This window comes from Domibacillus sp. DTU_2020_1001157_1_SI_ALB_TIR_016 (assembly GCF_032341995.1).
In the GTDB taxonomy this organism is placed as follows: domain Bacteria; phylum Bacillota; class Bacilli; order Bacillales; family Domibacillaceae; genus Domibacillus; species Domibacillus indicus_A.
The window spans coordinates 1,522,934-1,547,935 of record NZ_CP135438.1; the positions used below are offsets into that span (position 1 = coordinate 1,522,934).

The following is a 25,002-nucleotide window of genomic DNA, read 5'->3' on the forward strand; positions in this document are numbered from 1 at the left end:
TTTCATCTCCTTCTAGAGATCGGTGCCTCAATTCCTCTTTCTCTTTCTTGCTTAATCTAAGTATCACTACTGGAGAAAGCACACAATGGCAGTTCACCCGCTCACCTGCAGGTAAAGAAGTATCACGTGGATGGTCAGCCGCATGTCCGTTCGTATCGAGCATTTCATCAACCGGAATCTCTTCCCCGTCCAGGTCAACATGCGCTTCACGTGGGTTGTTTCTCTCGATGCCTGGCGAAAGACTAAGATCGTTAAGAGAAAAAGCCAGACTTACTCAAAAAGAATTGGCTTCACGTCTAAATGTACCTAATCAAAATATTTCTAATTATGAACGCATCTTTCGTCAGCCGGATTATGAAACATTACAGAAATTAGCTGATTACTACGATGTATCAACTGACTACCTTCTCGGAAGAACTGACACATCTAAAAAAGAAAATAATGATGAGAAAGAAATGATGAATTCTTCAGTAATTCAGCACTCAATCTGTTTTTTATGAAAATGGCTGATTCTCTAGAAGAACAAGTTGAAGAGCTACGTGATTTATGGGAGTTCATCAAAAAAGAGGATTATACAAAAAATAACACGCTGCGGCGTGTATTATTTTTGCGTATACACTGGTACTTTTTTTATATTATGTTAAAAGTACCTGTTTACAAATGGAGAATAAACATGAAGAAATTATTAAGGACGAACTCCTGTTACAATCACAGGAACAATCATTTTTCCTCCAGCAGTCGATAAAACCGTAACACTCGCTGGAACACTAATAAGATTTAGTGTCAACACGCCCCCATCTGGAATAGGTAATTCGCCTTGTCCTAAGTCTGCTACCGTTAAAATGATTGGGTTAATAGAATCACTTGAGGCTGCTTGAATTGTAAGAATTTGAGTGTCGTTATTATAATTTGCGGAAGCTGATATAAAGTCGACTGGGACTGATTCTTTGATGCTTGCAGGATTATTATCACTAACATTTGTTACTGTAACCCTACTAGGCGGTTTTTTACCTATATAAGAAACACGAGCAAAGTAAAGACCGTTTTCACCTTTCAGCCTTTTAGGATTAATCCCCCTGCCAGTTACTTCAATTTCTTGCGGCGTAACATCCGATATAGCAAACACGTCTAATAAGCCACCAGAGCTTTCACTTTGTGTGTAGGATGTTCTTACCACGTCAACACCAGAAATAGTAGAGAGTTTTCCTAATAAGGCAAAGTCTCTTGTTTCAATACAGTTATTCGGATTAATTCCTGGTGTAATTGAGCGATCCGGTGATCCAATGCCAATTCCAGGTCCTTCAATTCTAAATATATTTTGAGGCTTACCAAAGCGATCAACAAACGGACTCCCAATAACAGGATGAGGCACGTTTGGGTCACCAATATACCCTTTTGGAGCTAGCGGCAATACACTAGGATCCCATTGTAAAAACGGATGGACACGACTAGTTAGCGCAAGTTCAAAATTCCCGCCATTGAATCCACCTATATCTTCCGTAAAATTGATTTCGCCGAATCCTTCTCCATCTGGCTCAGCAATGAAAGTATCCACTCCATATGGGTGTGTTACTGTATATTCCTCATTAGGCTGTAATCCTGATACACGAATTCGCACACGTCCGAATACAATTTGTTCCCCTGCTTTAGGTATTTCATTAGCAAATGCTGCCTCTAATGCTAAAACGAGCCTTGCCCTTTCCCCCGTGCCTGTTTCCATTTCCGCTTCGGCTAAAAAATAAAATGCTTCACCTGGATAATTATCTGGAAAAGAAACAGGCTGAGCAGGCTCAGGCAGATCAGCAGGCGTAAGACCAGAAAGCGAGTCATTTGGATTTGTGTTCAATTGGAGCCTTAATCCATTCTCATCTTTATACCACACGGGAAATCCATCCAAGGAATTAATCGGACCTTTTTTCATATAAATCCTCCCCAAAATAAAATTATAGAATAATAGAATTTGTATGCAAATAACAAAAATCCATCTACGACTATGCCTTATTATTAAATGAAAAATGGAAGGAAAAGGTGCAAAAAACAAACGAGTATCTTTAATGGGAAAGCATGGGATAGGTTATTGAAGGGAGCAGCAAAAACTTCAATAGGTTTTCACAATCATGATTTTTACTTTCCATTCACTTGTGATATAGTTCATCTCGATTAATTTTAAAGATAGCCAAAGACTCTGGGGTGCACACTAATGTTTTCTGCGAATTCCTTATAAGTAATCCCGTTCCATTAACCCCCATACATTACCCTCCTAAAATTCAAAGAAATTTTACATATATCCAAATCAAATTTATAGCTAATTCTCTTTATGTTTAACAAAAAATAAATGACATGAATTTTTCTGTCATGTTTTATCAATCGAAAATGATAGAAAGATCCATTATTTTGTAAGAGAATGAGAATAATGTCTATAAAATGTTTTTGTATGCTAAATATTATTAAATTTAAAATCTATGTCACTTTGTCTTCTGTGTACTATAGACAATCCGTTCAAATGGAAAAGGAATTAGTACATGCTTAAATAGTAAGTCTGGCCTGCCCCTTCATCGGAGCAGGTCTTTTCTTTATCTAGTAGTTTCCACACTTATCTCTTTTCTCATTGGTATGACAACTGTAAATTGGAAAATAGTCCTACCTTATGACCCATATGAAATCCCGCTTTGAAGACTTTATTGAGAATTTATACATAAAAATTTCGATTACTTCCCCTGAGCAGCTAAACATCGAGTTAATTGCCAGGGGGCTTGATATAGAGGTGGAATATAGTCATAAGAAAAGCAAGTTTGCAGAGATCGATAGTATCATGATGATCAGGCTTAATGAAAACTTATCCAAAGCAGAACAATGGCAGGAGCTTGCCCATGAGGTTTGTCATCTATTAAAACACTCAGGTAATCAAACAGTGCTGCTTTCCCTTTTGTGCAGCTGCAAGAGTGGCAAGCTAAAACATTTGCCCTTCACTTCTGCATGCCTACTTTTATGCTTGAAAAATTGGATCTGCCTTTCGATAAACGGCCGGCCATCAATAAAGCTGCAGAGCTATTTAATCTGGAGTATTCTTTTGTAGAAAAACGCCTTGCTCTCTGGGAGATTCAAATGATGGGGATTATTTTAAACTTCAATGGAAATTTTAAAAGCAAAAAAGACCTTATGGTACTTTTGATAAAAGTATCTTTGCAAGGTCTTTCTTGATGCCTGCATGCATATTCTTGGCTTAATGGTCGTCTCCCTGCTCAAGCCGGCCGTCTTGCTGTCCCGCTAATTCCATTTCATGAAAAAGCGAGAGTTCAGAAAGGTCAGTATGGTCCTCAGGACCGACTTTGTTGGTCAGGTAGCCTTCATAGCGCGCGTCCATCATGCCGATAAACCCTTCCGGTTTGTCTAAAACAGTCTGGCCGGTTAATTCATAAGCAGGCAGCGCAGTTTGAACAAAACGCATTTTCTCTTGAGGGGTAAAGTTGTCCCAGTCCGTCATAGAAAACGAGTGAAGGGTTTCTTTGCTGATGGCCTGTTCCCTCAAAAAACCGGATTCCTCCCCACCTGTACTTTCAGAAGCGACAAGGGATTCTATTTTTCCAAATAGGCTGGAATCAGACCCTTCTTCCCATATAGCGGATAAACTTAACCCAGCACTAACGCCTATTAGTACCATAAAAACCGGCGCAAGCAGTAACATAAGTACGTATTTCATAAGAGGCACCTCCTTTTTTACACAGTGTGCTAGGTGTCCCACTGTAAATAGATGCCAGGGATTTTCGCTTTGTTGTTTTCTCGTAAAACAAAGACGTCGTTCCCCGTAACTCCTATCTTTTCTACAAAAGCGGAAATTTATTCAAAAAACGTGAAAAATAAGATCAGTAAAATTTAAATCTCAACTACCTCTCTTTTTATGAAATAGCTTATTTTTAATCTCAAAAGAACAATATATTTATAAAGTGAAAAGCCGTATCAGCATGACAACTGATACGGCTTCTTTTATTTATAGCTGGAGAATCCATTTTAACATTTGATGTTAGATTCAAATATCCAAGATAAAAAGCTGTCTCTATTGACAGCCACAGTGAAAACAATAAAAAAGATATAAAGAAGCCCTGAAATAAGGATTTTATATCTAAAAAGATTACTGGGCAGCTTCTATTGACTTGACCTCTTTTTTCACTACTTGCAGTACCTGTTCCAATTCATATTCTAAACTTGGATCAATATATCCTTTGATAGGGGTGCTTAAATTTCCTGTAAACTGTCTACTCGCTTGTGCTTCAGCTTCCATCATTAAGATACGGTCCTCTACGCGTGACATCCCATTAGCGATCGTTTCAGAATGGAATGTCACATTCGTTTTTTGAATCTGTTTGATCGACTGAGCTATATTGGCTCTCGAAATGAGCATTAATCTTTTTTGTTGAAATTCATGATAGGTTTTTTTTAGTTCATTCAATTCTTCATACAGTGTCTCGGTTTGGCCCTGAAGAATATTCAACTGCTCAGTATACAGAGTGAGCTGCTGCTGGTGAATCAATTTTTCCTGCAAAGCCAATTTTGCGATAAAGTCCTCTCCTTGTTCCACAGCCAGCCTTGCCTGCCTGTCCCTTTTTGCAACCAGGCTTTCTGTTTCATTAATTAATGCTTTTTGTTTGTTTTCGAGGTAAATCTGCTGGGCTAATGCCTGTTCCCCTTTTTTGAGCTCCCCTTCCATTTCCCTCGTATACTCGTTTAACATCGCAATCGGATTTTCCAGGCTATCGAGTACGCCGTTTATTCCAGCAGTGCTCATCGTTTTTAATCGTTTAAAAATCCCCATATTACTCATTCTCCTTCTCAGGTTTTTGTTCTTTCTCCCAGTTGTCTAAAATGTCCGCATTACTTTGGTTTATCGGAGGGCTTATTTTTGAAGCAGGGGCATTCGTGACAAATTGCTGAAACGCATCAGCTTTGCTCTTTTTCTTATACCACCTATAGGCGAATATCGCAGCAGTCCCAGCTGCAGTAAGGAAGAGCATCATTCCAAGCCAGGAAAAGTCACCGCCGTGGTGCGGCCCACGCATGTCTGCATGGAATGCTGGTCCTCCTCCATGGACTCTCCCCATTTGATGGGCATATCCATATCGCTCATGACCTTCAGACCTTTCGAAGAGATTTAGAAAATAGTTGATTCCAGTAAGCCCTGAAACGCTTACAGTTCCCCAGAAAAGCACTTGCTTTATTTTTTCATTCACTTGTTTATCTCCCCTTTCTATTGCGTGATGAATTGATTATAGTTATGAAAAGTGAAAATTCAGTGAAAACAAAGTAATTTTCAACAAAATTAAGCTATATTGCCACTACTTAGTACAAGTAACTTCCAGCCTCGTCAAGCTCTATATAGAATTCCTTTCTGAATCTATCCACGTTTGCCTCGGAGGAGAAGGTTCCAAGTCCATAAAAGGAAGAGTCCAGAATGTAAAGCCATTCTCCTTTTAAGTTATAGGCCTAAATAAAAAAGCTCCATATTTATAGGGGACTGACCCCATAGAGTGAGACAAATAAAAACACCTTTAAGTTGAAAACGGGTATGGAATACCTGAAAACAACTTGGAGGTGTTTTTTTCTATGGGTACAAGAGTCAGTTATCCAGCGGAAGTAAAAATGAAAGCTGTAAAAATGAGATTAGCTGGAGTGCCGGTTAAAGAAGTCTTGAAGGAATTAAATATCCGAAATAAGACACAGCTTAAAACATGGATGAAATGGTACAAAGCAGGCGAACTTCATCGGTTTGATCAGCCAGTGGGCAAACAATATTCCTTCGGAAAAGGACCTGAGGAGGAAAACGAAACAGAGAAACTGAAAGCAGAAAACCGGTATCTGAAACAGCAGATTGAAGTCTTAAAAAAGTACGAAGAATTGGAGAGGAAGTGGTACCGGAAACAGCCGTAGAATTAGTGGAAGAACTCAAAAACAGCTTGCCCGTCAGGGAAATATGCCGGCATCTTGGTATTGCTAGATCCACTTACTATCGCTGGAGAAGACAGAGCCGGGAAGAAACATCCAAGCAGGCCATTGAACGAAAAATCGGCACGTTGTGCCGGAACCATAAGTTTCGATATGGCTATCGTAAAATCACAGCCTTATTAAAACGGGAGATGTTGATTAACCATAAAGCGGTACAGCGTATGATGCAGAAGTATGGCTGGCAGTGCCGGGTGAAAGTGAAGAAACGCAGGCAGACAGGACAGCCTTGTCATATTACCGATAATCTATTGAAAGGTGATTTCCAGGCAGATCAGCCCCTTCAAAAGCTCGTCACAGATATTACATACTTGCCTTTTGGCCAGAAACAGCTGTATCTTTCAAGTATCCAGGATTTATTTAACGGTGAGATTATTGCCTATTCTATTGGAGACTGCCAGGACACAAATTTTGTGCTCGACACCCTGTCGCAGCTTTCTTCCCTGCCAGAAGGGTGCATCCTGCACAGCGACCAGGGATCTGTTTACACATCTCACGCTTATCAACAGGCAGTCAAAGAAAAAGGCATTATCATGAGCATGTCCCGAAAAGGGACACCCGCTGATAATGCCTCCATCGAATCGTTTCATTCCTCGCTAAAGTCTGAAACGTTCTATCTCGACAAGTTAGACAGCACTACGACGGCCATCGTAGAGCAAACTGTCGAAAACTATATTCACTATTATAACCATATCCGTATTCAAGCGAAACTAAACAACCAGCCACCGGTTGCGTACCGGCAGCTGGCTGCTTAAAGGTGTTTTGATCCCTGTCTCAAAAACGGGGATCAGTCCCGTCCCATATGAATGGGGCTTTTATACAAAAGTTATTCGTACTCACACAGAGTTGGATTTATACGCCCTTCCCAATTTCATCGATGAGATGAAGCAATCTACTATTCTACTTTGCAAAAAAGTTTAACAATGGAGACAAATGTTTAATCCAATATGCTTCTTTACTCATATCCTAATAATATAAATCGATTACAAACATTGATTTATAGAACTGCTTCACTACCTTTCTGTAAAGGAGGTGAAATGGTATGAGTGGTTATTACGGTGGTGGCTATGGTTACAACGGCGGCTTTGCGCTGATTGTAGTGCTGTTCATTCTTTTAATTATCATTGGCGCTACATTTAAAGGCGGATACGGCTACTGATTCGAATAAGCGGGAGCGACATTTTAGAAATTCCCCTGGAATTCTCAATAGACTAGAAAGAACGCTCTCGTTAAGCTTATGATGCTGCTTTCGTGTAACTTTTACACTTTCCCGCTGAGAAAATGGTTTATATTCTACCGCAGCGGGTAAATAATCTAAGACATGGTCTTACATTGACCACTTACCCTAGTTTCTTACACCGCGGTGTCCCCCGCGGCTTTTTTTTATGCTCCATCTTCATTATTTTTACATTCATATAAAAATTCAAATAAGGTTTTTCTATCAAATAAAAAACTGAAAGACCAAGGGTCTTTCAGTTTTTTCAAAGCAACACTAACACTTATACGGGATTTGACATTTTTTCTTTATATAAACTACTATTTGGAAGACGTTCACCCTCTTGCCTTCCACTTCTATTATTGATTCAACCTTTTGCTACATTCACACGGCCCGAAAAAAAGACTGCTCCCCCGCCCATGTCCGATAAGCGGTCTGGTGTCAGGGAGTTGACGAGCTGTTTGGTTCCCGGTTCATCCGCCCACAGCCCCTGGGATACGACCACACCCGGCAGCACCTGGCTGCCGACCACTACAGTAAGGCGGCATTCTCCGCGCGAATTCCAAACGCGTACTTGGTCTCCGTCTTCAATCCCGGACGCTTTGGCATCTTCCACATTCATATATAACCGGGCTTCTTTTTCAAGCTGAATATGCTTTTCATTATTGGAAAACGTCGAATTTAAAAAGTTATGATTCGGCGCCGGAACGAATACATAGGGAAGCTTCTCATCCTGCTTAATAGGTACATAAGTCGGCAGTGGCGGAAAACCGTCCTGCTTCATTTTTTCAGAGTATAATTCGATTTTCCCGCTTGGTGTCAGCAGCTTTCCGGGAATAATCGGCTGCACATCCGCTCTTATAAACTGCTTTTCCGTCAGCGACGTATAATTGATGTGTTTCATAAATGGATTCTCCGGATAATCAAGCGCACGGTCAATCATTTCTTCGTCTGTTTCCCGGAACTCCGGCTCTTCAAATCCCATTTTTTCAGCCAGCAGGCGGAACACTTCAACATTTGATTTAGACTCCCCGTATGGCCCAATGACCGGCTGCTGAATTTGAACAAAATGATGCCAGTACGATGTAAAAAAGTCGGTGTTTTCATACGAAGATGAAGCCGGCAGGACAATATCCGCATACTTGGCTGTTTCAGTTAAAAACAGATCATGGACGACAAGAAACAAATCTTCACGCTCCAGCCCTTTTCTCACCTTGTTTCCTTCCGGAGCCACAACCGCTGGATTTGTGCTGTATACAAACATGGATTTAACCGGCTGTTTAAGCTCCGTCAAAGCCCGGCCGATCTGGTTCATGTTAATACGGCGTGTGTGTTTGTTTTGGAGAAAATCCGGACGCTGCAGTGCATCGGAATTAAAAGCCAGGTACCCCGCGTTTCCTTTAATGGCTCCACCGCCCCGCTTCAGCCACTGTCCGGTTAAAGCAGGCAGGCAGGAAATCGTGCGGATGCACATGCCGCCGTTGTCATGGTGCTGCAGGCCATTTCCAATGCGAATAAAAGAAGGTGAGGTTGTCCCGTATAAACGGGCAAGCGTATAAAGATCATCAACTGAAACGCCTGTAATCTGCGTGACCGTTTCCGGATCATACTGAACCACATGCTCCCGCAGCTCTTCAAAGCCCACTGTGTATTCTCTTAAAAAGTCTTCATCCACTAAATGTTCAGCAAATAAAATATGCATCATGCCAAGCGCGAGCGCTGCATCAGTACCTGGCTTAATGGGGATAAACCAGTCCGCCATCTTTCCAGTCTGGTTTTGGTGTACATCAATCACCACAATTTTGGCACCCTTTTTTCGTGCTTTTTGCGCGAGTACAACCTGGTGCATATTGGTGCTGACGGCATTGACACCCCAGAAAATGATCAGCTTGGCATGAACGGTATCCTCGGGATTTGTTCCTTTGCTGTCTCCCATTGTGTATCGGTAACCCGCTTCACCGGCTGACTGGCAGATTTTCCGGTCTAGCTGTGTCGCACCGAGCCTGTAGAAAAAGCGGCGGTCCATACTTTCGGAATTGAGTACGCCCATGTTGCCATAATAGCTGTATGGGAGAATGCTTTCGGACCCATCCGTTTCGATAAGCTCTTTCCAACGGGACGTAATCGTCTCAAGCGCTTCTTCCCACGTAATTCGTTCAAACCGGCTTTCTCCTTTTTTCCCGACACGCTTCATTGGGTATGACAGCCGTTTTTCGTCATAAAGCCGTTCTTTTATGTTGCGAACCTTGTTGCAAATACTGCCTTTTGTAACAGGATGGTTTGGGTCACCTTCTACCTTTACGATTCTGCCATTCTTTTTGTGGACCAGTAGGCCGCACTGGTCCGGACAGTCAAGTGAGCAGACCGAAGGAAACACGCCATCCGGCTGGTCTTTGTAAGCATACATCCCCATTCTCCTAACCTTCTAAAATAGATATCTGTTATCTCATCATAGCGCAGGCGAAAAAACCTGACAATAGAGCGGCTTCAGTCCTGCTTTTCCTAAGCATTTTTTTAAGTTAACGATTTTAAATAAGAGTAAAATTTGGTGTCTCTTTGCATGCCGACTTTTTCATACAGCGTCTGCGCAGTTATGTTATCTCTTGCTGTCTGAAGGGTGACAAATTTGGCTCCTTCGCCCTCGCAAAATTGAAAAGCGGTGTGCATCAGTGCTTTACCGATTCCTTCTTGCCGGCAATCGGGATGAACAAATAAATCATTCAAGATGTATGCCCGCTGCATGCCGACTGATGTAAACGTTGGATACAGCTGAACAAATCCAGCTGCCTTTTCTTTTTCGTATCCAATAAAAACAATCGACTCTTCCCTCTCCAGTCTCTCCTTTAAAAAAACAGCTGCTCCTTTTTCATCACTTGGCTGCTCGTAAAACACGCGGTAAGCATCAAATAATGGAGAAAGTACAGGCAGATCCTTCAGCTCAGCTCTTATTATTTTCATTTGTCTTCCTCCCACTTGATTGATAAAAAACTTTCTGTTTATAGTATAGGAAAAATGTCACATGTTAAAAAGATACAGTTTTCATTATTTTCACATGTCAAATTCGAGTACTTTATGTAGGAAGCGCGTCATTTATATCAGCACATTTCCAAAGCCTTTTTACCGTCGATCCGGCATGTTTTAGTCCAGTATGCCTCTTCCTCCAGCGAAGCGGAATTGATCGAAAAAGCCAAACAGGCTTGGGTAAAAGTTTATCCAACCGCCCTTTATTTTTCAAAAGACCCTCCCTCCGTTCCTTATATTCCATTAGGGTTCAGCGGCCTTTCGTCAGAACAAATACGCTTGGGTGTCCAACTGCTCAAAGAAGCTTGGACATAGAGCTTTTATGTAGTACTTTCGCTTAAATCTTAAAAAGTTGTTTAAGAGAAGAATAGGCGGGTATCATTAACACTGTACCACCAGAAATTCTAAGAGAACTGAGGAGGAACTTTTAATGGCTAACAACAATAACGACAAAATGAGTCGTGAAGAAGCAGGACGCAAAGGCGGAGAAGCTACAGCAAAGAACCATGACAAGGAATTCTATCAGGAAATTGGAAAAAAAGGTGGAGAAGCCACTGCCAAGAATCATGATAAAGAATTTTATCAGGAAATTGGCGAAAAGGGCGGAGAAGCCCGCGCTAAACAACGCGATAACGATTAATGCCGGTTAAACACCGAAGATAATCACATAAATCAAATCGCCATTGATCAAATCAAAAACGAGCATGCTTCGCTGTTCTAGCATGCTCGTTTTTGTGTGCTTTTGGCATCTTATACTTTAAATTTATTGATTGTTTCTCTTAACTCTTGAGCCATCCGGCTTAATGCTTCTGCGGAAGCCGACACTTCTTCCATCGCTGCATTTTGCTCTTCAGCCGAGGCAGCTACATTTTGTATGTTTCCGGCAGCCTGCTCAGAAATTCCGCTTACTCCTTTGATCATTTTCGCAGTCTTATTAAAAACGTTTTTTTACGATCCATTTATAAGAAAAGGCAACCGTTATAATAATCCATACGACTGTTGCTGCTATGCCTTTAAACATTTCTGCTTTATTTAAATGGGAGGAAAGCAATTCTATCGCCTGCAGGCTGGCACTGGCTGGATTTAGCCAACCCAACATAGGATGCAGCCCGGCCAGTATTCGAAAAGCAAGAAGACAGGCTATACTGATAAGCGCAATAACCGCTTGCCCATTAAACAAGGTACTCACCATTGCCGTAAAGGAAACAATAAAAAACACCCATAATAGGTACAACAGCAAAGCCGGCAGCGCCGTCCGAAAAGAGATATCTGTAAATAAGTAATCTGTATAGATGAAAGAGACAGCAAATCCAGCTGCCACGCTTAGGGCAGCAGTGGAGCAGCCGGCCGCTATTTTCCCTCCTATATAAGCTCCCACAGTAACCGGTTTTGTTAAAATGAATTTGAGCATGCCACTCACTTTGTCTGCCTGTATAATTCCCATAGTCGAAACGACAATAATAATTAAGCCCATCTGATCAAATTGTGAGGCAAGTGTACCAGCGAGCACTTCATCTCCGCTTTGATGGGTCATCGCCGGATCAATGGTAATTCCCTGCCCTCCTCCAACTGCTTCCAAAATAGAAGGCAGAAAAAACAGCAGAACAGGCTGTGCGGTTCCTAAACCCATGAAGGCGAGCGGCATCCAAATGATTTTCGCTTCTCTTATTAATTGAATCCACTCTTTATGCCAGATCACGTAAAAAGCATTCATGCACCTGCCACCATTCTTAAAAAGATTTCCTCCAGGGTATCTGACCTTCTTGTTTCAAAACGTAAAATGTCTACATTATTCTTCAATGCATGCCCAATCAAATGGTTTTTATATGCCTGCACATCGTCAAGCGTTACTTTAACAGTATTACCAATAAGGTCTACCTTCTGAACATAGGGCAGGCACCGGACAAGCCCCGCCCAGCCCAAGTCTCTTGGCGTAAGGTCAACATAAACCGCTGAATCCTCATTTCTGCATGTCAGCTCAGCCAGTGTAGTATCTTCCAGTTTTATGCCGTTTTTCATAATGACGAGCCGCTCACAAATTTCTTCTGCATCACTTAAGATATGTGTTGATACCAGTACAGTGGTGTCTTTTTTTATATCTCGAATTAAATCCAACACCTCTCTTCTTCCGATTGGATCCAGCGCTGAAACCGGTTCATCCAATATAAGAAAAGACGGCTTATGAAGAAGAGCTTGCGCAATACCCAGCCTTTGTTTCATGCCCCCGGAAAAGGTGCCGACTTTTATATTCTCTTCCTGCTTGAGGCCTACCCGCGTCAGCACCGTTTCAATTTCTTTCAGAAGGTTTTTCTTTGGCATGTCTGATAGGCGCCCCATAAAAACGAGTGTTTCTTTAGCCGTCATCCAGGAATAAAGAGGTGGCTCCTGTGGAAGGTAGCCAATCTTGCGCTTCATAGAAGACAGCCTTTTTCCGTCTAGGTGCACCTCACCTTTATCTGCTGGCAGCACATCTGTAATAATATTGAGCAGCGTTGACTTTCCTGCTCCATTCGGGCCAAGCAGACCTACACATTCCCCTTCCTCAATATGTAAAGAAACATCTTGGACAGCTGTTTTATGTTTAAACGTTTTAGTCACATGTTCAACGCTTATTTTCATCGGGCAGCGCCTCCTTTTCGTCCAATTGTGAAATATAAAATAGGACCGATCGTGTTACAAACTAGAATGATGATCATCCAAAAAAGCACATGATCTTGTGTTTTGCGGTGCCGGTATAAATCAATTAACGCCACCACAATTAAAACCAAAGCAATGGCTATAAACGGCATAAGAATAGGCAGCACAACCGTCCATTCGATTTCTTTCAATTCTTCCAATCCGTAATGAAGCTGCAATTGTCTCATTCCTTTCAATTTATTATTATTATCGATAATGATAACATTAAAATATGGAGAATGCATTTGTTTTTTTGGCTAAAGTTTAATATGATTTCTTTATTATCGTTACTGATAATATTCCCAACTTTTTTCAAATGACAGTTTTTAACGCTAAAAAATAGAACGTTTTCGTTCTCAAAGGAGACTTATATATGAATAAAGCGGAAATATTAATGCACCCTGTCAGAATGAAAATATCGCAGGCTCTTATGCGAAATAAAGAAAACGGCCTGACACCTTTAGAAATGGTTAAAATCATTCAGGATGTGCCTCAAGCGACACTCTACCGTCATATCAGCACCCTGCATCAAGCAGGTATCATACGTGTGACAAAAGAAAAAAAGGTCCGGTCCGTGTCTGAAAAATATTATGTATTGGACGAAGAAGCTGCCCAGCTCCATGCGGATGAGTGGAAACATTTAACGAAAGAAAAAAAGCTCAGCTATCTTTCCTACTACCAGCTATCGCTGATGATCCAGTATCAAAACTATTTGTCGGTACTAGATAAAAAGCAGCAAGCGGAAGACCACTCGACTTTCTCGCTTATGGAATTAAAAATCGATGACCAGCACTTTAAAGAGTTTCAGAAAGAATTAAACGATTTGATGCGAAAATATTATGATCGGAAAAACGAAGATCCTGATGCACCAACCCGCACGATTGCGGTAACAATTATTCCTGAAACTTAACATCCATACCTTTTTAGATCAGATTACAAATAGATACTATTGAACAAAAAATTAGCACCGCATTCCCCTTCAAAATCTCCGATTTAGTGGGGGTTAGGTGCTAAGGTCTTTATTCTCCCTGCTCTTCAATCTTTTTTCATTCCACCGATTGCCGCTTCTTGCTGGTAGTTATTTATACTGATTCTCTTTTTGATTTACAAGTAATTTCCATTTTGATACAATCAACGTATCATAAGGACTAAAAAATAGAAAGGAGGGTTTGGCTATGAAAGTTGCGAAGTCGCTGCTGCACAAGATTACAAACCAGACCGAAACCTTCAATGATACACTGGATATTTACAATGACGCCCTGTCCTTCATCATCCAGGTTATAGACAAGGAGTTTGATGGTACCGAGGGTCTGGCAACCAAGTCGATTGTGCCGGCAGTGGAAAAACTGATTCACGCAACCAAGTCAAATCCTCTTCCGAAATACAAGGAGTTTAACGAACGTCTTTACAAGTTTCCGTCCTACTTCCGTAGAAGTGCGATTGCTTCTGCTTTTGGCAAAGTAAAGAGCTTCCGCTCTAACTATCAAAACTGGGAAAAAGAGCAGAAATACGCTCTTTCCGAAGGGAAGAAATTTAAGAAACAGCCTCCGCGCCTGCAGGCGGAACATAAAGAATTCCCTGTTTTTTATCGAGGGAACATGTTCAACAGAACATCCGATACATCAGCACAAATCAAAGTGTTCCACCAGAATGACTGGGTATGGATAAATATCGAATTTAAAGGGCAGGACCATTACAAACGTGGTGTCTGGGAATGGAAAGAACATAACCCTAAGCTGATTAAGCGGGGAAAGAAATTCTTCCTTTCCATCAGCTATGAAAATAAAGTTACTTTAACTAAAACGCCTATTCAAGAACAAAAAGTGTGTGCGGTAGACCTTGGACTGACGAATTCTGCGGTTTGTTCCGTTATTGATGCAACAGGCACTGTCTTAGGCAGGACGTTTATTGACCAGCTTAAAGAAAAAGACCGTCTGCAGACGTTAACAAATAAACTACGGAAAGCACAGCGGGTAAGCGGCCGCATTCATGCGCCAAACTTTTGGCGGCAGATCAATGGGTACCAGCAGCATATTGTCTGCTACACCAGCCATGAAATTGTTAAATTCGCGTCAAAGCATGGCTGTGATGTCATTGTATTCGAGTACCTGGACAGAATGAAAATCCCAAAGGGGTTTTATGGAGCCAGGAAACTTCGTTTCAAGCTTCACGGGTGGCAGAAAATAGGTATCCAGAACAAAGTAGAAGAAATGGCGCACTGCCTGGGCATGCGCATTTCCCGGATCAATCCGCGAAACACCAGCGCCCTGGCGTTCGACGGCTCTGGAAAAGTGGAACGAAACTCGAAAAAAGACCTTGCCACATTTTCAACAGGCAAAGTCTATCATTCGGATTTGTCCGCTTCTTATAATATCGGGGCCCGTTATTTCATTCGAGCTTTTCAAAAATCCATTTCGGAAACGAAATGGTTGTCACTTCAGGCAAAAGTTCCTGAGCTGGCAATAAGGACATCTCAGACCTTGTCTTCGTTCATTAGTCTCCATCATGCACTCGGGCTTTCGAAGGAAGCTTAACCAGCTGGTGTTGTACTGTATTCAAGATAAGGGATGCTCCATCAAAATCTTTGATTTAGGTGGAGAGGTTCACCCCCGGGCATAAGCAGTGCCATTGCGAAAACAGCCGCTGCTGCATAAAGTGCAGCGAATCTTTTCTAGCCAAGCCCTTTTTCAATATAGTAGGCCGGGCCACCCCGGTACTGGTCATCTTGCTTTATTTTATAAATTTGGGCAAGTGTCGATTCAATATAAGCACTGGCTGAACCAATAAAAGCAATAAGCCACATCAAAAAAACAGCTCCTGGGCCGCCAAATGCGATAGCAGTGGCAACCCCTGCAATGTTTCCAGTCCCTACCCGCCCTGAAAGTGCCATAGACAAAGCTTCAAAAGAGGAAATACCCGCAGTTGAACTTTTCCCTTGGAAAATTAAATAAAGCATTTCTTTAAAATGACGAATTTGCAAAAACCGGGTGCTGATCCTGAAAAAACCCCTATTCCAAGAAGCAGGTAAATCACAGGGTCACTCCATAATATTCCGTTTAAGAATGTGATGATTTTCTCCATCGTATCGTCTCCCATCTTTTTGTATGCACTTTCAAATATATTTGATTGAGAGCCGCCTGTTCAATAAATCAAGCGGCTCGTTTATTAGTTTTTGCCGATTTTTTCAGATTCCAGCACCTGCTTCAGCCATTGCTCTTTTTTCATTGCCAGCGCTATGTTTTCAATATCTTTCGAAAATACCCGATCTTCTGTAATAATAGGCACAACAGAGCGGATATTAGCATGCAGCCGCTTTGAAAAAGGAGATAAGCGTTCTTTTCCGCGAATGTCAGCGGCCTGGGCGGCACATATCGCTTCAATCCCAAGCACTCGACGCGAGTTTTGCACGATATCGTATGCGTGGCGTGCAGCTGTTGTCCCCATGCTGACATGATCTTCTTGGTTCGCAGAGGATGGTATTGAATCGACACTGGACGGGTGTGCGAGTGTTTTATTTTCAGAAACAAGCGAAGCTGCCACATACTGCGTGATCATTAAGCCAGATTGAAGACCCGGATCCGGACTTAAAAAAGCGGGCAGGTCATTGAGCTGCGGATTGACAAGGCGCTCAATCCGTCGTTCGGAAATACTCGCGATTTCTGCCACCGCGATGCCAAGAAAGTCCATTGCAAACGCGATCGGCTGGCCATGAAAGTTTCCTCCGGAGATGACATTTCCACTGTCCGCAAAAATAAGCGGATTATCAGTAGCCGAGTTGATTTCAATCAATAACTTTTCTTTTACATAATGAAGTACCTGCTGAATGGCGCCATGCACCTGTGGAATGCAGCGGAGAGAATAAGCATCCTGTACGCGTATTTCTCCCTGGGTAGTGGTCAGCTGGCTCCCTTGCATGTAAGAGAGAATACGGCCGGCCACCTGCTGCTGTTCCGGGTATGGACGTACCAAGTGGGATTCTGGCTTGAATGCATCCACAATGCCCTGAAGCCCTTCCAGTGTAAGTGCCGCCACACCATCCGCTAAATCAGCGAGCTCTTGCGCTTCCATATAAGCGATTACTCCAACGGATGTCATCGCCTGAGTTCCATTAATCAGCGCCAGCCCTTCTTTTGCCTGTAAACGGACTGGATGCAGGCCCGCTTGTTGAAGTGCTTTTTCTGCAGGCAGTGTGTTTCCTTTATACATGACTTCTCCTTCACCAATTAAGACGAGAGCTAAATGAGCGAGCGGAGCCAGGTCACCGCTTGCACCGAGCGAACCCTGGCTTGGCACGACGGGGTGAATGCCATGGTTTAAACAGTCAATAAGAAGCTGAAGCGTTTCTTTGCGGATGCCCGAGTATCCTTTTGCAAGGGCATTCGCACGAAGCAGCACCATCGTGCGGGCAACCGTATCAGAAAACGGCTTGCCTGCAGCGCACGCATGGCTTCTAATTAAATTGAGCTGCAGGTTTTCCACGTTTTCTTCAGAAATCGGTGTATCGCTAAATTTGCCAAATCCCGTATTGACTCCATACATGATCTTTCCTTCTGCCATCAGCCGCTCGACAGCTGTGCGGCTTTCCTCGACTTTTTTCCACGCTGCTTCGCTCAATTCTACTGGTTCGGCATGATACACCACCTGTTTAATTTCCTCAAATGTTAATGTGCTCCCGTCTAATTGAATGGCCATGTGGACCGCTCCCCTCATCTGTTTTTCAAACATCGATTATATAAAAACAAAAAAGAGGGCTGCACAAAAAGAACACGCGTTCTTTTTGTGCAGCCCCCTCTAAACTAAAAACCACTCTGGGCATTTTTATTCTATTCGCTTCTTTAAAAAGGTCTTGCTACTAGGTAAATCACTAAGTTAGGATTCTCACTTCATCCTATACTTTCATTTTATGCATGATTCCTAAAATTGTCAAGGTTAAATATGGTTAAAACCGAACCCCAGAGCATCATGTTCAAAGCCTTTTTTAGGCGCACCGATCGTTCCATAAATACAGATACTGATCCATTCACCTGAATAACCGGGACTGTTAATTTCTCCTCTGACGATGCTATAGGTCAGTCCGACAGTTCGAAGTATTTCTCCGAACTGAACCGTGCCCCGTCCAACTCCTTGAACGGCTTCTAAAATACTATGGTAAAGGGCGTGCACTTCACGGTAAGATTCTCCATCAATGATATCGTTGGATTTAGCATTTGTTTCAATGGAGGCAATCACTTTATTGAGATCCATCGCTCCAACGCGCCCAACTGTAAACCGATATCCTCTGTTTGTTAATTCTTTTTTGATTTCATGGCCTGCCGGACTTTTATGAAGCAATGCCAGCAGTGTTGTTAATTTTCCTAAAGGAAATTCTTTTTCGTCGTTGTAAGACATTTTTCTTCACTTTCCAATCTCCGTCATCTCTGACAAAATGCCGTGCTTTTCTAGCGCGGGTCAGGCTTTGAAGGCTTCCTTATAGAGTAAAACATATTACTTTTTGAGATAAAGCTTACACTAGCCTCGAGCCAATTGAGAACTCTGTTTTATTCGACCGTTTTTAAGGAGTTTGATTATCCGGTCTTCTTAAAAACCATTATTCTTTTTTTTACTGACAAGGCCGCTTACAAATTGGAGCCAGGCATAAACACCGGTTTTTACCGTCTGTTCTACAGGTGAATCTTTAGATGGGTCCAGACACACAAAGTCAATATGAGATACTTTGGGATGCCTGCCCACTTCCAGCAGCACGTCAAACAACTCCTCGGGTTTCATTCCGCCCGGTGTAGACGCTGGAACACCCGGTGCGTTTGAAATGTCGAGCACATCCATATCAACTGTTACATAAAGGCGGTCTGTTCTTTCTGCTAAATACATAAGGGACTCTTGAACAGCTTGGATCATACCTTTTTTGCGTGCGCTGCTTAATGAAACCATTTGTATACCCTGTTTTTTCGCATAGTCAATGAGCGGCTTCGCATTAAAATAGCCATGCAGGCCAATGTTGACAACATGTTCACCTTTCACAGTTTCCCCATCAATAAGCTGGCGGATCGGCGTACCATTCGCCGGGCCAAGCTCTTTGGGATCCCGGACATCTAAATGCGTATCAAATTGCAAAACCCCTATTATGTCTTCTGGATAAGCTTCTTTAATTCCTCTTACGGCACAGGCCGTTGTTGAGTGGTCACCGCCAATCATACAGGTAGGTACGTGCGGGAAAGCTTCAGCTAAATATTTTGTTGAAGCTTGAATACGGTCATGTGACAGGACGATATCCGTTGTATGCATTATTACATCCCCTGCATCTGCGACACGGTAAGGAGATAAATCAAGATCTTCATCCAAGTTATACGCTGCAAAACTCTTCCACATGCGGCGAAATTCCTCCGGATACAAGGAAGCACCCGATACACTGATTGATGAGCGTGAGATTGGCGCACCATATATAATAAGGTCAGGCTGTTGTATGTCCTCTAGCGGTTTTACCCACTGATGTACAAAATGCTCTTCACCACCGTCTGCCTTCCATGACCAGGCTGGTTTTTGAAGCCATGAGCCGCTCATAAGCCGCCCGCCACTTGAACACCTTTTTTCCAAACCGAACGGACATGGTTCACGCCGAACAAATACTGCAGTTCTTGATAGCTCTTCACATTCCACAGAACAAAATCAGCCTGCTTGCCTTTTTCAATAGAACCAATCGTATCTTCACGGCGAATGGCACAAGCCGCATTGTATGTTGCCGCAGTCAGCGCTTCAGCTGGTGTTAATCTCATAGAAATACAGGCGAGGTTCATGACAAGCGGCATGGATGTAGTCGGCGAAGACCCGGGATTACAGTCGGTTGAAATAGCTACCGCTACACCACGGTCAATCATTTTCCGTCCTTGAGCCGCTTCTTCACGCAAATACAAAGCTGTAGCCGGAAGCAGGCAGGCGATTGTGCCAGCTTTCGCCATTGCCTCAATGCCTTCATCCGACGCTTTTAAAAGATGCTCTGCTGAGATCGCACCCACTTCGGCTGCCAGCTCTGCACCTCCATAAGATACAATTTCATCCGCATGGATTTTTGGGACAAGCCCGTATGTTTTCCCTGCTTCCAGAATGCGCCTGGATTGTTCGGGGGTAAAAACATCTTTTTCACAGAAAACATCATTAAACTCGGCTAATTTTTCTTTTGCAACTGCCGGCAGCATCTCTTCGATAATCAGGTCAACAAATTCTTCTTCCCTTCCTTTAAACTCTGGAGGGATTGCATGGGCTCCCATAAAAGTCGAAACAATGTCGATGGGATGCCGCTTCTGCAAAGCTTTCATTACCTGCAGCTGCTTGCGCTCTGTTTCCCAGTTCATGCCGTATCCGCTTTTGCCCTCAATGGTGGTTACGCCATGCGCTAAAAACGAATCCAGGCGTCTCCACGTTTGGCTGATCAGCTCTTCTTCCTCTGCTTCTCTGGTCATTCTTGCCGTTGCATGAATACCGCCGCCTGCATTCATAATGTCCATATACGAGGCTCCCTCGAGACGCATCTCAAATTCTTTTTCTCTTGTACCGCCATACACAATGTGGGTGTGCGGATCAACAAGGCCAGGTGTGACAAGGCGATAAGCAGCGTCAATAACCTCGGCTTCTTTCTGTCCATAAATTTTCTCTAGTTCAGCTGTTGTTCCAACTGCTTGAATGATGCCATCTTTAATCCAGACACTGCCATCTTCAATAAAGCCAATATCAGACATTGCTGCTTTCGTACGCGGCCCTTTTTGACTGGAATAAAGCGTCGCGAGTGCGGCGTGTTTAATCCATATATATTTCGTCATGAGGAAGATGCTCCTTTGTCCAGCATCGGCATGTGGATGCCCTTTTCCCGGGCTGTTTTTTGAGCCAGTTCATATCCCGCGTCTGCATGGCGGACCACACCCATGCCAGGATCGGTTGTCAGCACTCGCTCGATGCGCTTGGCTGCTTCTTCTGTTCCATCTGCGACAATGACGACACCTGCATGAAGAGAATATCCCATTCCGACGCCGCCGCCGTGATGAACAGATACCCACGTAGCGCCGCCTACGGCATTAATCATGGCGTTTAAAATTGGCCAGTCGGATACCGCATCAGATCCATCTTTCATCGCTTCTGTTTCACGGTTTGGTGAAGCAACAGAACCGGAGTCAAGATGATCACGGCCAATCACAATCGGTGCTTTTAATTCACCGCTTGCCACCATATCGTTTAAAATTTTGCCAAAGCGTGCGCGTTCTCCGTAACCAAGCCAGCAGATGCGCGATGGAAGCCCCTGGAATTGAATTTTCTTCTGCGCCATGCGGATCCAGTTGCATAAGTGCTCATTATCCGCAAACTCCCGCAAAATGGCTTCGTCTGTTTTATAAATATCTTCTGGATCGCCAGACAAGGCCACCCAGCGAAACGGCCCTTTTCCTTCACAGAACTGTGGCCGGATATAAGCCGGTACGAAACCCGGGAAATCAAAAGCGTTTTCTATCCCTTCATCTTTAGCGACCTGGCGAATGTTATTGCCATAATCAAACGTAACGGCCCCTTTTTCCATCATTTCAAGCATCGCTTTAACATGTACAGCCATTGAAGCCTTTGAACGCTTTACATATTCTCTAGAATCAGCCTGACGAAGCTCTGCCGCTTCATGGAGAGTCATCCCTGCCGGCGTATACCCGTTTAGTGGATCATGAGCAGATGTCTGATCCGTTAATACATCCGGTATAAAGCCACGCTTTATCATGGCTGGCAGCACTTCCGCTGCATTGCCAATCAAGCCGATTGAAAGGGCCCTGCCTTCTTTTTTCGCTTCTTCTGCCCACTGGATCGCCTCATCAAGTGAATGGGTTTTCAAATCGGTATATCTCGTTTCGATGCGGCGGTCAATTCGGGTTTCATCTGTGTCAATGCCGACACAGACACCGCCATTCATTGTAACAGCAAGCGGCTGTGCGCCGCCCATACCGCCAAGACCGGCTGTGACGGTAATGGTCCCTTTTAACGAGCCGTTAAAATGCTGCTTGGCCAGTTCTGCAAATGTTTCATATGTCCCCTGGACAATGCCTTGGGATCCAATGTAAATCCAGCTTCCCGCTGTCATCTGGCCGTACATCATCAATCCTTTTTTATCAAGCTCATGAAAAGTATCCCAATTAGCATAAGCCGGTACGATATTAGAGTTGGCGAGAAGCACTCGTGGTGCATCCGTGTGCGTTTTAAATACAACGACCGGCTTCCCTGACTGGACGAGAAGGGTTTCATCATCTCCAAGATTCTTAATCGTCTTTACAATCGCATCGAATGATTCCCAATTGCGTGCTGCTTTTCCAATGCCGCCGTAGACCACCAGTTGATCTGGATGCTCAGCCACATCCGGATCTAAATTGTTCATCAGCATGCGCAGCACGGCCTCCTGCTGCCACCCTTTCGTGTGAAGCGCTGTTCCTCTATACTGAATGACCTTTCTTCCTGATACCGTTTTCATATGGACATTTCCTCCCTTGCTTTCTTTTATACATTGATGATAGCACGGAGAGTATTCCTTTTCGGTTATGTAATAATGATTATTTTATTATTGATTTCACCAAATTAAACTTTTTCCCTTTTTGTTATGAAGTATCTCATAAACTTTAGCAGGCTAGAAGCCGGAGCGATAGTCTCGAGGAGTCCGGTGTTCGTATTGCTTAAATTTCGCATTAAACTGGGTCTGATGAGTATATCCGGTTAAACGGGCAATTTCCTGAAACGACAAATCCGTTTCTTTTAGCAGCCGCTTCGCTTCATCAAGCCGTACGCGGTGTAAGGTATCGCGGAATGTTCGTCCTGATTCTGCCGCAAACCGGCGGCTTAACGTGCTTTTATTTAAACGAAGTGCTTCTGCGCAGTCAGCCAGGTTCCATTGACTGTTCCAATAGTTCCCTTCAATTAAGCTGCGGGTTTTATCAATGAGCGACTGTGGAGTATCTTGAGAAGCCAAATGGCCGCCTGATGTAAGCAGTTTGCGAATAAATACTTGAAGCGCTTGAACAATTTTATACATAACCGGCTGCCTGACTATTTGATTGAATACATTATGATATTCATATTCTAAGTCGTTTCCTTCGATGTCATGTGATTTCATATAACGCCTCACCTGGGCCAGTACGCTCGTTAACGCAATCCGGACCATCTCTGGATCTGGATATGGGGGCTCCATTTTTAAATAATGCTGTTCCAGCCACTGCTGGATTTCTTTCATATTCCGGGTTTCCAGCATTTCGACCCATTCCCGCTGCTCGAGCGGCGTTAAAAAAGGGTCCATTTCCTGTACCCCATCCTCTTCACCCCCCTGCAAAATAACGTCATATCCTTCAAAAAATACACGCTCGGCCTGTCTTCGCAGTGCTTGATAGGTTGATTTAAACGGGGCACCGCTTTTACCTTCTTGTATCACAATGGCAATTGGCTGACTGAGCCGCTTGTTACAAAAACGAAGAAAAGCTTGATAATCCTCTAAATCAGCACGATTTACACTTTCTTGAACGGCTAAGACCATGTCTGTCAGCACGAATACATAGACTTCTTCCGCAAAAGGATATGCCAGCAACTCCTCATAAAGGTCTGACAGCACAGTCTCATCTGGTGTTAAAAAAGCCGCCATCCTGTACGGATCTCCGCTCAGCCTTTGACTGGAGATAAATAAGTCCGCATACTGGATAAACGATTGTTTCGATGAGTGAGAAACAGGCTGATTGCGCTTTTCAAAACGAGCCTGCTGAAGATGGCGGATCACCTCCATAGGCGCAAAAGGACGAAACAAAACATCTTCCGCTCGAAACTTAAGCGCTTTATAAGCTGTTTGAAAAATACGTTCTGAAGATAGGCCAAGCCAACGAGCATTGTACCTTTTTAGCAGTTTACCCACGTCCTCATGCTGCCACTGATCCATATCCACAATCGCCATTAAGGGCCTTTCCCGCTTAAATGCTGCATCAAGTTCGGACACACTATGTAATAAAGTTAATTCCAGCGTCTGCAGATGGGATTTGATCATCCACTCAATCCCTTGTGCTTCAAGTTCGTCTTTTGCCAGTACATATACCTTCATTCACACACCCCATTCTGTCTTTTTTTATTTTAACAGCTCATTATGGATTTAGTAGAATAGATAAGTCATTTACTACTCCACCCTCCAGCCAGTCTTATTAACTCAACACTCCTCCATTCTTTTAAATGGTAAAAACGAAAAAAGCCAAACCCTAAAAAGGGTTTGGCTTTTTAAGCACTTTTATGCTCTATATAGATGTTTAATCCGCTTTACATTCTCTTATTGTCTATATTTCCCGTGACTTTTCACCAGCTGCCGTATCTTCTTTGCTTCGTTTGTTTAAGGCGCACCTGTCCATAAGAACGGCCGGTATAAAAACCTTTTTTAATTAAATCCAGTGTTTGAGAAAACATAAAAGACGTTATTGGCTTGATATTTCCATCTGTTAAATTAAATAAATAATATTCACCGTTTTCATAGGTCATACTCTTTAACTGGCCTTTTTCATCTGTAAAGCAAACAAATGCTTTAATAAGGCCTTTTTGCTTTAAGCGTATAATAAATTTAGAGGCTTTTACCGATTGATCGTTTCTTGAATGTTTATGCAGAAGCACGAAAACTCCTCCTTTAAGTAGGTCCGTCTCATTTATATGCTAAGAAACCGACTTTAAACAGAGTATTTTATACAAAACCAAGGGCTGGTACAAACTTCGTTCTTTTTTTCATATATCTTAGAGTATTGAATGTCCTTGCTCATTTTGTTTTCTAATCTTTACCCACCTTCTCGAAATATAGACATCAAAATCAGAGATTCCTAAAAAAATCATTAAAAATCAGGTAAATTGATCAATATGTACTATTGACGATAGGGTCCAAACCCCTTCTTCCTCTATAAAAAAGGCCTCTGACTCTCTCTTTCATTAATTTTTAATCAGATGCTTAAATATGAAAAGCAGCTGAGTCATTCAAACGCAACTGCTTTTCAATAGATTAAGCTTTTTTAATTACTCGATTAAGTATTTTTACAGACTTTCCCGCTCGGAAAGTCTGTAAATTAAACCGACTA

23 protein-coding genes and 2 pseudogenes are annotated in these 25,002 nt (G+C 42.8%); 7 read left to right on the plus strand and 18 right to left on the minus strand.

Annotated features, from left to right (window positions below; translation table 11 throughout):
- Positions 1-227 precede the first annotated feature (227 nt).
- Positions 228-500: a helix-turn-helix domain-containing protein gene (locus tag RRU94_RS07140; protein WP_315691080.1), complete on the plus strand. Its 273-nt coding sequence runs from the start codon at positions 228-230 to the stop codon at positions 498-500.
- 185 nt (positions 501-685) lie between these two features.
- On the opposite strand, the gene RRU94_RS07145 is transcribed toward RRU94_RS07140, so the two are convergent.
- The gene (locus RRU94_RS07145) at positions 686-1,921 is read right to left on the minus strand and encodes a hypothetical protein (RefSeq protein ID WP_315691081.1); all 1,236 of its coding nucleotides are present in this window, start codon (positions 1,919-1,921) and stop codon (positions 686-688) included.
- A 1,007-nt stretch (positions 1,922-2,928) separates the two neighbouring features.
- On the opposite strand from RRU94_RS07145, the gene RRU94_RS07150 reads away from it, so the two are divergent.
- A complete protein-coding gene (locus tag RRU94_RS07150) occupies positions 2,929-3,201 on the plus strand; it encodes an ImmA/IrrE family metallo-endopeptidase (RefSeq protein WP_315691973.1) in 273 nt (90 codons plus the stop codon).
- Between the two features lie 22 nt (positions 3,202-3,223).
- Here RRU94_RS07150 and RRU94_RS07155 read toward each other — a convergent pair whose 3' ends face one another.
- From RRU94_RS07155 to RRU94_RS07165, 3 genes are all read right to left on the minus strand, one after another.
- Complete coding sequence (locus tag RRU94_RS07155; protein WP_315691082.1) at positions 3,224-3,700, minus strand: hypothetical protein; 477 nt, start codon at positions 3,698-3,700, stop codon at positions 3,224-3,226.
- 429 nt (positions 3,701-4,129) lie between these two features.
- Positions 4,130-4,810 carry a PspA/IM30 family protein gene (locus tag RRU94_RS07160; protein ID WP_315691083.1) on the minus strand — a complete coding sequence of 227 codons (681 nt, stop codon included), beginning with the start codon at positions 4,808-4,810 and terminating at the stop codon, positions 4,130-4,132.
- Position 4,811: 1 nt separating this feature from the next.
- Positions 4,812-5,225: a hypothetical protein gene (locus RRU94_RS07165; protein ID WP_315691084.1), complete on the minus strand. Its 414-nt coding sequence runs from the start codon at positions 5,223-5,225 to the stop codon at positions 4,812-4,814.
- A 373-nt stretch (positions 5,226-5,598) separates the two neighbouring features.
- On the opposite strand from RRU94_RS07165, the gene RRU94_RS07170 reads away from it, so the two are divergent.
- Both RRU94_RS07170 and RRU94_RS07175 read left to right on the plus strand, forming a co-directional pair.
- Positions 5,599-6,749 (plus strand): IS3 family transposase gene (locus RRU94_RS07170; protein ID WP_315691085.1). Its coding sequence is split into 2 segments (ribosomal slippage): positions 5,599-5,869 and positions 5,869-6,749, totalling 1,152 coding nucleotides; the frame shifts between segments, so codons are not numbered across the junction.
- Between the two features lie 287 nt (positions 6,750-7,036).
- Positions 7,037-7,153 (plus strand): YjcZ family sporulation protein, encoded by a 117-nt coding sequence (locus tag RRU94_RS07175; protein ID WP_315691086.1) that lies wholly within the window; start codon positions 7,037-7,039, stop codon positions 7,151-7,153.
- Between the two features lie 424 nt (positions 7,154-7,577).
- On the opposite strand, the gene RRU94_RS07180 is transcribed toward RRU94_RS07175, so the two are convergent.
- Positions 7,578-9,617, minus strand: a complete 2,040-nt coding sequence (locus RRU94_RS07180; protein WP_315691087.1) for a molybdopterin oxidoreductase family protein — start codon at positions 9,615-9,617, stop codon at positions 7,578-7,580.
- A 107-nt stretch (positions 9,618-9,724) separates the two neighbouring features.
- Positions 9,725-10,168: a GNAT family N-acetyltransferase gene (locus tag RRU94_RS07185; protein ID WP_315691088.1), complete on the minus strand. Its 444-nt coding sequence runs from the start codon at positions 10,166-10,168 to the stop codon at positions 9,725-9,727.
- Positions 10,169-10,661: 493 nt separating this feature from the next.
- On the opposite strand from RRU94_RS07185, the pseudogene RRU94_RS07190 reads away from it, so the two are divergent.
- A pseudogene (locus RRU94_RS07190) lies at positions 10,662-10,868 on the plus strand (KGG domain-containing protein); the annotation flags it as partial.
- Positions 10,869-10,981: 113 nt separating this feature from the next.
- Here RRU94_RS07190 and RRU94_RS07195 read toward each other — a convergent pair.
- From RRU94_RS07195 to RRU94_RS07210, 4 genes are read right to left on the minus strand one after another with little or no spacing between them, the layout of a single operon-like run.
- On the minus strand, positions 10,982-11,152 hold the full coding sequence (locus RRU94_RS07195; RefSeq protein WP_315691089.1) for a hypothetical protein: 171 nt from the start codon (positions 11,150-11,152) through the stop codon (positions 10,982-10,984).
- A gap of 13 nt (positions 11,153-11,165) precedes the next feature.
- Positions 11,166-11,945 carry an ABC transporter permease gene (locus RRU94_RS07200; RefSeq protein WP_315691090.1) on the minus strand — a complete coding sequence of 260 codons (780 nt, stop codon included), beginning with the start codon at positions 11,943-11,945 and terminating at the stop codon, positions 11,166-11,168.
- Positions 11,942-12,850 carry an ABC transporter ATP-binding protein gene (locus RRU94_RS07205; protein ID WP_315691091.1) on the minus strand — a complete coding sequence of 303 codons (909 nt, stop codon included), beginning with the start codon at positions 12,848-12,850 and terminating at the stop codon, positions 11,942-11,944. The genes RRU94_RS07200 and RRU94_RS07205 overlap by 4 nt, the downstream gene beginning before the upstream one ends.
- A complete protein-coding gene (locus RRU94_RS07210) occupies positions 12,847-13,086 on the minus strand; it encodes a PLD nuclease N-terminal domain-containing protein (protein WP_315691092.1) in 240 nt (79 codons plus the stop codon). The genes RRU94_RS07205 and RRU94_RS07210 overlap by 4 nt, the downstream gene beginning before the upstream one ends.
- A 194-nt stretch (positions 13,087-13,280) precedes the next feature.
- Here RRU94_RS07210 and RRU94_RS07215 point away from each other — a divergent pair, with 194 nt between their 5' ends.
- The gene (locus RRU94_RS07215; RefSeq protein ID WP_315691093.1) at positions 13,281-13,817 is read left to right on the plus strand and encodes a helix-turn-helix domain-containing protein; all 537 of its coding nucleotides are present in this window, start codon (positions 13,281-13,283) and stop codon (positions 13,815-13,817) included.
- A gap of 265 nt (positions 13,818-14,082) precedes the next feature.
- Positions 14,083-15,441, plus strand: a complete 1,359-nt coding sequence (locus RRU94_RS07220; RefSeq protein WP_315691094.1) for an RNA-guided endonuclease TnpB family protein — start codon at positions 14,083-14,085, stop codon at positions 15,439-15,441.
- 74 nt (positions 15,442-15,515) lie between these two features.
- On the opposite strand, the pseudogene RRU94_RS07225 reads toward RRU94_RS07220, so the two are convergent.
- The 8 genes and pseudogenes from RRU94_RS07225 to RRU94_RS07260 form a co-directional block, all read right to left on the minus strand.
- Positions 15,516-15,988 (minus strand): annotated as a pseudogene (locus RRU94_RS07225) (alanine:cation symporter family protein); the annotation flags it as partial.
- Between the two features lie 84 nt (positions 15,989-16,072).
- Positions 16,073-17,599: a histidine ammonia-lyase gene (gene hutH, locus RRU94_RS07230; protein ID WP_315691095.1), complete on the minus strand. Its 1,527-nt coding sequence runs from the start codon at positions 17,597-17,599 to the stop codon at positions 16,073-16,075.
- Between the two features lie 237 nt (positions 17,600-17,836).
- Positions 17,837-18,295, minus strand: coding sequence for a histidine utilization transcription antiterminator HutP (gene hutP / locus RRU94_RS07235; protein WP_315691096.1), 459 nt, complete (start codon positions 18,293-18,295; stop codon positions 17,837-17,839).
- A 189-nt stretch (positions 18,296-18,484) separates the two neighbouring features.
- Complete coding sequence (locus RRU94_RS07240; protein ID WP_315691097.1) at positions 18,485-19,465, minus strand: agmatinase family protein; 981 nt, start codon at positions 19,463-19,465, stop codon at positions 18,485-18,487.
- Entirely contained in the window at positions 19,462-20,718 is a 1,257-nt protein-coding gene (gene hutI, locus RRU94_RS07245; protein ID WP_315691098.1) for an imidazolonepropionase, read from the minus strand. Before hutI ends, RRU94_RS07240 begins: the two co-directional genes overlap by 4 nt.
- On the minus strand, positions 20,715-22,394 hold the full coding sequence (gene hutU / locus RRU94_RS07250; RefSeq protein ID WP_315691099.1) for a urocanate hydratase: 1,680 nt from the start codon (positions 22,392-22,394) through the stop codon (positions 20,715-20,717). Before hutU ends, hutI begins: the two co-directional genes overlap by 4 nt.
- A gap of 153 nt (positions 22,395-22,547) precedes the next feature.
- A complete protein-coding gene (locus tag RRU94_RS07255; protein ID WP_315691100.1) occupies positions 22,548-23,996 on the minus strand; it encodes a helix-turn-helix transcriptional regulator in 1,449 nt (482 codons plus the stop codon).
- Between the two features lie 245 nt (positions 23,997-24,241).
- On the minus strand, positions 24,242-24,550 hold the full coding sequence (locus tag RRU94_RS07260; RefSeq protein ID WP_315691101.1) for a hypothetical protein: 309 nt from the start codon (positions 24,548-24,550) through the stop codon (positions 24,242-24,244).
- Positions 24,551-25,002 lie beyond the last annotated feature (452 nt).

Coding starts and splice junctions, on each gene's coding strand:
- RRU94_RS07180 (WP_315691087.1), bottom strand. CDS start 9,617: ATGTATGCTTACAAAGACCAGCCGGATGGCGTGTTTCCTTCGGTCTGC.
- hutI (WP_315691098.1), bottom strand. CDS start 20,718: ATGACGAAATATATATGGATTAAACACGCCGCACTCGCGACGCTTTAT.
- RRU94_RS07160 (WP_315691083.1), bottom strand. CDS start 4,810: ATGGGGATTTTTAAACGATTAAAAACGATGAGCACTGCTGGAATAAAC.
- hutH (WP_315691095.1), bottom strand. CDS start 17,599: ATGGCCATTCAATTAGACGGGAGCACATTAACATTTGAGGAAATTAAA.
- RRU94_RS07195 (WP_315691089.1), bottom strand. CDS start 11,152: ATGATCAAAGGAGTAAGCGGAATTTCTGAGCAGGCTGCCGGAAACATA.
- RRU94_RS07155 (WP_315691082.1), bottom strand. CDS start 3,700: ATGAAATACGTACTTATGTTACTGCTTGCGCCGGTTTTTATGGTACTA.
- RRU94_RS07140 (WP_315691080.1), top strand. CDS start 228: ATGCCTGGCGAAAGACTAAGATCGTTAAGAGAAAAAGCCAGACTTACT.
- RRU94_RS07220 (WP_315691094.1), top strand. CDS start 14,083: ATGAAAGTTGCGAAGTCGCTGCTGCACAAGATTACAAACCAGACCGAA.
- hutU (WP_315691099.1), bottom strand. CDS start 22,394: ATGAAAACGGTATCAGGAAGAAAGGTCATTCAGTATAGAGGAACAGCG.
- RRU94_RS07215 (WP_315691093.1), top strand. CDS start 13,281: ATGAATAAAGCGGAAATATTAATGCACCCTGTCAGAATGAAAATATCG.
- RRU94_RS07145 (WP_315691081.1), bottom strand. CDS start 1,921: ATGAAAAAAGGTCCGATTAATTCCTTGGATGGATTTCCCGTGTGGTAT.
- RRU94_RS07200 (WP_315691090.1), bottom strand. CDS start 11,945: ATGAATGCTTTTTACGTGATCTGGCATAAAGAGTGGATTCAATTAATA.
- hutP (WP_315691096.1), bottom strand. CDS start 18,295: ATGTCTTACAACGACGAAAAAGAATTTCCTTTAGGAAAATTAACAACA.
- RRU94_RS07175 (WP_315691086.1), top strand. CDS start 7,037: ATGAGTGGTTATTACGGTGGTGGCTATGGTTACAACGGCGGCTTTGCG.
- RRU94_RS07205 (WP_315691091.1), bottom strand. CDS start 12,850: ATGAAAATAAGCGTTGAACATGTGACTAAAACGTTTAAACATAAAACA.
- RRU94_RS07255 (WP_315691100.1), bottom strand. CDS start 23,996: ATGAAGGTATATGTACTGGCAAAAGACGAACTTGAAGCACAAGGGATT.
- RRU94_RS07185 (WP_315691088.1), bottom strand. CDS start 10,168: ATGAAAATAATAAGAGCTGAGCTGAAGGATCTGCCTGTACTTTCTCCA.
- RRU94_RS07240 (WP_315691097.1), bottom strand. CDS start 19,465: ATGAGCGGCTCATGGCTTCAAAAACCAGCCTGGTCATGGAAGGCAGAC.